Origin of the sequence: Aquimarina spongiae (assembly GCF_900141785.1) — a bacterium.
GTDB lineage: Bacteria > Bacteroidota > Bacteroidia > Flavobacteriales > Flavobacteriaceae > Aquimarina > Aquimarina spongiae.
The window spans coordinates 95317-95632 of record NZ_FQYP01000013.1 but is presented as its reverse complement, the minus strand read 5'-3'; the positions used below and the strand labels follow the sequence as shown (position 1 = coordinate 95632).

Sequence of the window (316 nt, the reverse complement as noted above, 5' to 3'; positions counted from 1 at the left end):
CAACAGGTGCACAAGGAGCAACTGGTGCTACTGGAGCAACAGGAGCACAAGGACCTACAGGTAATACAGGTGCCACGGGTGCACAAGGACCGACTGGTGCGACTGGAGCCACAGGAGCGCAAGGACCAACAGGAAATACAGGTGCAACTGGTGCACAAGGACCAACGGGTGCGACTGGAGCAACAGGAGCGCAAGGACCAACAGGAAATACAGGTGCCACTGGAGCACAAGGACCAACAGGTGCTACTGGAGCAACTGGAGCGCAAGGACCAACAGGAAATACAGGTGCAACTGGAGCACAAGGACCAACAGGTGC

The 316-nt window shown here is 56.6% G+C and carries 1 pseudogene; it reads left to right on the top strand.

What is annotated here, in order from left to right:
• A pseudogene (locus BUE24_RS22485) lies at positions 1-316 on the top strand (collagen-like protein); the annotation flags it as partial.